A 7,201-nucleotide genomic window follows, 5' to 3' on the forward strand; every position below is an offset into this window, starting at 1 on the left:
CGAGGCCTGCCGCCTCGCCCAATGCTCAGATGCCCGGACGACACATCCGGGCATCCATCCGTTCCCCCCAATGCATAATCTGGTGAAGGTTCCTCATGGCGCAGAGCGAAAAAACGGCTGCCGAAACGGCTATCGAATCGGCTGAACATATTCCCGGCTGGGGTTCAGGCGCAGGCGCAAGGATCCTGTTCGCCATCGCCGTGGCCTTCTCCGTTTTCCAGCTCTGGACCTCGGCTTACTCGCCCCTGCCGAGCCAGGTCGTGCGGTCCGTCCATGTCGGATTTCTGCTTTTACTGCTGTTCGGCCTCTACGCCAATGCGGCGACGGACGCCGCCAGACGGACCGTGTTCTGGCTGGCGGCGGTCGTGGCCTTCGCGCTCAGTCTCTATCACTGGATCTTCTATGAAGACCTCCTGATTCGGGCGGGCGAGCCCAGCCACACCGATATCGTGATCGGGGTCCTCGCCGTCGGGCTCGTCTTCTGGGCCGGCAAGAAAATGATGGGCTGGACCCTGCCGCTCATCTGTCTGATCTTTCTGGCCTACGGCCTGTTCGGCCAGTATCTGCCGCATCCGTTCAATCACCGCGGCTATGATTTCGAGCAGGTGGTCGAGGTCCTGTTTCTGGGAACCGAGGGCATTTACGGCACGCCGATCTATGTGTCGTCGAGCTATATCTTCCTGTTCATCCTGTTCGGCGCGTTTCTGGAGCGCGCCGGCATGATCCAGCTTTTCAATGACATCGCCATGGGCACAGTTGGCGCGTCGCGGGGCGGCCCTGCCAAGGTTTCGGTGATCTCATCCGCGCTGATGGGCACGATCAACGGCTCCGGCGTCGCCAATGTGGTGACGACGGGCGCTTTCACCATTCCGCTCATGAAGCGCTCCGGCTTCCGCCCGGCCTTTGCCGGGGGCGTGGAGGCCGTGGCGTCGATGGGTGGTCAGATCATGCCGCCGGTGATGGGGGCCGTCGCCTTCATCATGGCCGAAACGCTCGGCCTGCCCTATGTCGAGATCGTCAAGGCGGCCATCGTGCCGGCCATCCTCTATTTCATCACCGTCTTCGTGATGGTCGATCTGGAAGCGCGACGCCTGAGCATGAAGGGCCTCAACAAAAGCGAAATGCCGAGCGCGCTGGAAGCAATCCGCAGGCGCTGGTTCCTCATCCTGCCGCTGGCCGCTTTGGTCTGGCTTCTCTTCTCCGGCTATACACCGCTTTTCGCCGGCACGGTCGGTCTCAGCCTCACCGCGCTCATCATACTGGGCGTGCCGGTGTCGGGTGGCCTGTCGATGCCGCTGCGGGTTCTGTTCTGGATCGCGCTCGGCGTGATGTCCGCCGCCGCCTTCGGCACCACGTTCAACATCTTCGGTTATGCGCTGCGCGGGATCACGCTGATCATTCTCCTCGTCGCCCTTCTGGTAGCGATCAATTTCGCGGTGCGCGGAGGTCGGGAAACGCTCAGCCTTTGCTTGGAAAGCCTTGCGGAAGGCGCCAAGAACGCGCTGCCGGTCGGCATCGCCTGTGCGCTGGTAGGCGTCATCATCGGCATTCTCGCGCTGACCGGAGCCGGCTCGACATTTGCCCGCGTCATCGTCAGCGTGGGGGAAAACTCGCTGTTCTTCTCGCTGGTGCTGACCATGCTCGCCTGCCTCGTGCTCGGCATGGGCATTCCCACCATTCCGAACTATATCATCACCTCTTCGATCGCCGGCCCGGCGCTTCTGCATCTAGAAGTGCCGCTTCTCGTCTCGCACATGTTCGTCTTCTATTTCGGCATCATGGCGGACCTCACGCCGCCGGTGGCGCTGGCCGCCTTCGCCGCCGCGCCCATCGCGCGGGAATCGGGGATGAAGATCGGCATGCAGGCGATCCGCATCGCGGTGGCAGGCTTCGCCGTGCCGTTCATGGCCGTCTATGAGCCGGTCATCATGCTTCAGGAAGGCGGGCCCCTTACCGAAAAATACGGCTTCTGGCTGGCCTTCGCGTATATGCTCGTCAAGGCGCTGCTGAGCATTCTTCTGTGGGGCGCGGCGGCCATCGGACATCTGCGCACGCCCCTCCAGCTATGGGAGCGTATCTGGGCATTTGTAGCAATCGCGCTGATGCTCGCCACCTATCCCTATAGCGACGAACTGGGCTTTGCGGCCTGCGCGGCCTTCCTCATATGGCATTTCTGGAGGTCGCGGCCATCCGTCGTCGCGTCGTCGGGTTGATGGCGATCTGCATCACGACGGCCGGCGGCCTCATGAAAATCGCCGCCGCAAGCTTCGTCCTCTCATGGACCCATAGCGTGGAAAAAATTCCTTGGCAGGAACACTGGTCGGTCACGGATCAGGGGCTGGTGCTCACCGAGGCGCGCATCAAGGGATCGGGAGCCGGGATGGAGCCACCGGAAGACGCGGTCTTGCGGAACGGCTGGTACAGCTACCATCCGCACATCCCGCCGCGAAGAGATATCGTCCTCGCTGCGTCCGGCAAGACGGGTGGCGGCTGGACCCTGTGCGCCGGCCAGACCTGTACCGACCTGGGCAAGGAGGCGGAAGCAGAGCCGATCCATATCAGGTCGTGTGACTAAGACGCGATAACGGCGCAAAAAGGAATGTTGCAGCCTGCGCGAGAAGCCAGTCTTTCGAAACAGGCACGTCGGCTCGCGCCGACTGCCTGAATAAGTAGAGATAGCGGCCTCCGACAAAGCTGCTGCCGAATTCACGCTCGCCTTAAATTGCTGCAGGCTCTTTCCGCGCTGCAAGATGGCGGATCAGAACGGGTACCAACAGCAGCAGACCTACGGCCGACGAGTAAATCTCCGGTGCGACCAGAAGCATCGCGCCGACGATCATCAGCACATTTTCCCACGCTTTGGTCCGCACGAGGAAGAAACCGGAAAGTGCAGCTCCCAGTGCGGTGATGCCGATGGCGCAGCCGAGAAATGCCAGCAGGAAATCCGCCCAGTTGAATCCCGACGTTACCAGCAGCAAAGACGGCGAAAAGACGAAGACGAACGGCACCAGCACCTTGCCCAGTCCGAGGCGGAATGCGGTGTTGCCCGTCTTGAACGGGTCCGCACCCGCCATGCCCGCGGCCGCATAAGCCGCCAGCGCTACGGGCGGCGTGATGTCTGCCAGAACGCCGTAATAGAAGACGAAGAAATGCGCGACGATCGGCTCGACGCCCAGAAGGCCGAGGGCCGGAGCGGCGATGGTGGCCATGATGATGTAATTGGCCGTCGTCGGGATGCCACAGCCCATCAGGATGCAGACGACGCCGGTCATGATGAGCGTGAACAGAAGGGTGAGCGTCTGCGGACCGAACCAACTTGCCGGCAGAACGGTACCGAAGAAGGCAGCAAGCTGCCCTGCGGTGGATGTGACGATATAGGAGATCTTGAAGCCCACGCCGGTCAGCGTCACCACGCCAACGATGATGCCGACCGTGGCGGCAGCCGCGCCGACGGCAAGCGCATATTTCGCACCATCGCGCAGACCATCGAAGATTTCGCTGACGGTCATACGCTTGCGCGGATTGAGCAACCCTACCGCGATGCACAGCGTGATGCCCCAGAAGGCCGCGAGATAGGGCGTATAGCCGGACAGAAGCACACCGATCAGCACGATCAGCGGAATGACGGTCGGCCAGTCGCGCTTGAACGCTTCCTTCAGATCAGGCAGTTCCTCGCGGGTCATGCCACGCAGGCCGTTGCGCTTGGCCTCGAAATGCACCTGCATCAAAACGCCGAAGAAATGCATGAAGGCCGGAACAATGGCGGCCAGAATGATCGTCGTATAGGGCAGATTGAGGAATTCTATCATCAGGAAGGCGGCAGCGCCCATGATGGGCGGCGTGATCTGACCGCCGGTCGAGGATGCGGATTCTACGGCGGCCGCGAAATGGCGCTTGTAGCCGAGCCGGATCATGGCCGGGATGGTCAGCGATCCGACAGTGACTGTGTTGGCGACCGAGGAACCGGAAATCATGCCGAACAGCGCGGAGCCGAAAATCGACACTTTCGCGGGACCGCCCGCAAAACGCCCTGCCACCCAGGCTGCACAGTCGAGGAACAACTGGCCAAGGCCGATGCGCGTGGCGAAAACGCCGAACAGCACGAAATGGAAGACATAGGTTGCGACGACGCCGAGCGCGATGCCGTAAATGCCCTGTGTGGTCAGATAAAGATGATTGACCAACTGGCTGACCGTGGCGCCGGGATGAACAAGAATACCCGGCATGGACGGTCCGTAAAGTGCGTAAAGCATGAACAGGATAGAGATGATCGGCAGGGGCCAACCCACCGATCGGCGCGTCGCTTCCAGAAGAATGAGGATCAGGAGGCCCCCGAGCACCACATCGGTGGTCGTCGGATTGCCGACGCGGAAAGCCAGATCGTCAAGCGGGATCAATGGCACATGGAGAACAGCCACGACCGCGACAATCGCCAGCGCCCAGTCGATGATCGATATGCCGAGCGGCCGCAGCAGCGAGGAAACCGCCGGCTTGTCATAACCCGTGCGGGAGAAAGGAAAGACGAGAAACACGAGGCCGAGCACGAACGAGAGATGGATGCCGCGGTGCACCATTTCCGACAGGATACCGAAGCCGGCCGTGTAGTAATGAAAAAGCGACAGGACGATCAGAAGGCCGCCAACGATGCGGGCAGAGAGCGGAGCCAGCGGGCGGAAACGAATTTCGGTATCGAACTGCTCTTCCAGTTCGCGCGCCTTGACCTCGTCCAGTTCCATCGGCGCGAGTTTTACGTTCTGGTCCTCAGACATGTCGGTTCAACTCCATGTCGCCCGTTCTGACTGGGCCAAATAAGAAATTGGGAGACGGCCGCTCAATCTCTGAGTTGCCGTCCCACATGCTTCGATTCTTTCATGAAAACGGTAGGAAGTTTCCTGGAATTATTTCAGGACACCCGCTTCCTTATAAAAGCGTTCCGCTCCCGGATGCAGCGGAATGCCCTGGCTGGCCGTGGCCGTATCGAGCTTGATCAGCTTGCCCTTGGCATGGCCGGCATCGAGGGCCTTCTGACTGGCTTCATTGAACAGCACCTTGGTGATGTTGTAGACGAGTTCATCCGGCTGCTTGGCGCTCGTCACCCATTGCGCAGCGACAGCAAGCGTCTGGGTTTCGCCGACGTCCTTATAGGTGTCGGCGGGGACGGTATCCTTCGTGAAGAATGAATACTTCTCCAGAATCTTGTCGGCTTCCGGGCCGCTGATCGGAACCAGAGCGATACCGTTGGAGGTGGCAAGTTCGGAAATCGCCCCGGTCGGATAGCCGCCAACGAAGAAATAGGCGTCGAGCGCGCCGTCTTTCAGCCGTTCACCCGCAGGGCCGGGCTTGAGATGTTCCGCCTTTACGTCGCTCTCGCTGAGGCCATAGGCTTCAAGAACGATGCGCGCATCGACGATCGTGCCCGAACCCGGCTCATCAAGCGAAACACGCTTGCCCTTGAGATCCGCAACCGACTTGATGCCGGAATCCTTGCGCGCGACCAGATGGATGGTTTCGGGATAGAGCGTGGCAAGAAGCCGGAGGTCTTCCACCTTTCCCTTGCCGTCATAGAGTCCCGTTCCCGTATAGGCCCAATAGGCTACGTCCGACTGTGTGAACCCCGATTCCAGCGAGCCCGACTGCACCGCGTTGATGTTCGCCACCGAACCGTTCGAGGACACCGCCGTCGCCACCAGGCCCGGCACACCCTTGTCGCCCGCGCCGGAGATCGCGTTCGCGATCAGGCCGCCGATGGGATAATAAGTACCGGCCGTACCGCCGGTACCGATGCGGAAAAAGGCAGGAGCCTGTGCAAACGCGATACCGGCGCCTAGAGCCACAGCCCCTGCAAACGCTGCAATCATCCCGCGCCGGGTAAATATTCCAAATGTCATAACCGCCTCTTTCCCTCATAAATTATGTTCGAATTGTGTCCGTCGAGCATGGAAAGCATAACCCGGCTTGTCAATAGTCCGGTGGACAATTTGGATAAGTCGACCGACTCGTCTACCGCTTGTGCATAAAACGGAAACGCGTGAAGCAGCATGACAATCAGTTGCGGGCGGCCTACCAAAAACCTTCACGCTTATAGTCTTAATGCGTCACGAAATCTTGGTCCGGGGATTCGCCCATGGCGTGGTGTGATACGCTGCCGATTCACAGCGATGGATGAGCGACATGGAGAGGATGGACGATGGGCGGGCAAGCGCGTTCGATGAGTATGTGGAGGCGCTGGTCAAAGTGATCGGACACCGCTGATCGTGCGGAATCTCTATTGTACGGGGTTGATGATGCCGTGGCGCGCAACAGCGTAGAGCAACTGGCAGCGGTGAAGGCCCTGCCCGCGCTTCTGCCAAGCACCATCTTTGCTGCATTTCGTAGGATGTCATTAAGCATGGAATAAGGACCCCATTTGAGGGGTTATCGGCATCCAAACGGGACCCCTTATTTAAAGGGTAACATGACCTTCGATTTCAATCGGAGGTTTTCTATTGGATGCTTATTGTGGAGACTATTTCGAAGATACGACGTCTTGCTCATGTGCAGGGCAAAACGATCAAAGCGATCTGTCGGGAACTGGGCGTTTCGCGCAAAGTTGTGCGGAGGGTTCTGCGCAGTGAAGAAACTGAGTTCAAATAGGAGCGCAGCCGTCAACCACAGCCAAAGCTCGGTCCCTGGCGTGACCATCTTGATGGAATACTGCTAGCTAATGAGGCGAAGGCCTCGCGCGAACGCCTGACACTGATCCGGATATTCGAAGATCTACGCGATCTGGGTTACACGGGTGGCTATGATACGGTCCGGCGTTATGCACGCTCGTGGTTGAAAGAGCGTGGGGCCGTAACGGCGGAAGCCTATGTACCACTTTATTACGCACCGGGCGAAGCTTACCAGTTCGACTGGAGCCACGAGATTGTTGTTCTGGGCGGTGTGACGACGACCGTGAAGGTTGCGCATGTCCGGCTCTGCCACAGCCGGATGATGTATGTGCGGGCCTATCCGCGCGAGACGCAGGAGATGGTCTTCGACGCCCATGACCGGGCATTCGCCTTTTTTGGCGGGTCCTGCACGCGCGGCATCTACGACAATCTATGGACGCCTCCCGGGCGAGAAGAACATTTGGCGGCAACTCGGCATTGGATGCGTGAATCTATCCGGCCTATCGCTGGAGCGATCACGCTCCTGGCCTTGATGGGAGTCCGCTACC

General features: G+C 59.8%; 4 protein-coding genes and 1 pseudogene. 3 read left to right on the plus strand and 2 right to left on the minus strand.

Features of this window, described 5'->3' with window-relative positions; translation table 11 throughout:
- The first annotated feature begins 95 nt into the window (after positions 1 to 95).
- Positions 96 to 2,213 (plus strand): TRAP transporter permease, encoded by a 2,118-nt coding sequence (locus ABWW28_RS03425; protein WP_353390302.1) that lies wholly within the window; start codon positions 96 to 98, stop codon positions 2,211 to 2,213.
- Positions 2,213 to 2,575, plus strand: coding sequence for a DUF1850 domain-containing protein (locus ABWW28_RS03430; protein WP_022569761.1), 363 nt, complete (start codon positions 2,213 to 2,215; stop codon positions 2,573 to 2,575). The genes ABWW28_RS03425 and ABWW28_RS03430 overlap by 1 nt, the downstream gene beginning before the upstream one ends.
- 142 nt (positions 2,576 to 2,717) lie before the next feature.
- Here ABWW28_RS03430 and ABWW28_RS03435 read toward each other — a convergent pair whose 3' ends face one another.
- Together ABWW28_RS03435 and ABWW28_RS03440 are read right to left on the minus strand one after the other, a co-directional pair.
- Positions 2,718 to 4,769 carry a TRAP transporter permease gene (locus ABWW28_RS03435; RefSeq protein WP_006469997.1) on the minus strand — a complete coding sequence of 684 codons (2,052 nt, stop codon included), beginning with the start codon at positions 4,767 to 4,769 and terminating at the stop codon, positions 2,718 to 2,720.
- 129 nt (positions 4,770 to 4,898) lie between these two features.
- The gene (locus tag ABWW28_RS03440) at positions 4,899 to 5,888 is read right to left on the minus strand and encodes a TAXI family TRAP transporter solute-binding subunit (protein ID WP_006469996.1); all 990 of its coding nucleotides are present in this window, start codon (positions 5,886 to 5,888) and stop codon (positions 4,899 to 4,901) included.
- A gap of 601 nt (positions 5,889 to 6,489) precedes the next feature.
- Between ABWW28_RS03440 and istA the strand changes: the two are divergent.
- Positions 6,490 to 7,092 (plus strand): annotated as a pseudogene (gene istA / locus ABWW28_RS03445) (IS21 family transposase); the annotation flags it as partial.
- Between the last annotated feature and the right edge of the window lie 109 nt (positions 7,093 to 7,201).

This window comes from Brucella sp. NBRC 14130, from assembly GCF_040371715.1.
GTDB classification, from domain to species: domain Bacteria; phylum Pseudomonadota; class Alphaproteobacteria; order Rhizobiales; family Rhizobiaceae; genus Brucella; species Brucella intermedia.

What these genes read in the sequence shown, in the direction of transcription:
- ABWW28_RS03435 (WP_006469997.1), bottom strand. Translation starts at nt 4,769, where the DNA reads ATGTCTGAGGACCAGAACGTAAAACTCGCGCCGATGGAACTGGACGAG.
- ABWW28_RS03425 (WP_353390302.1), top strand. Translation starts at nt 96, where the DNA reads ATGGCGCAGAGCGAAAAAACGGCTGCCGAAACGGCTATCGAATCGGCT.
- ABWW28_RS03440 (WP_006469996.1), bottom strand. Translation starts at nt 5,888, where the DNA reads ATGACATTTGGAATATTTACCCGGCGCGGGATGATTGCAGCGTTTGCA.
- ABWW28_RS03430 (WP_022569761.1), top strand. Translation starts at nt 2,213, where the DNA reads ATGGCGATCTGCATCACGACGGCCGGCGGCCTCATGAAAATCGCCGCC.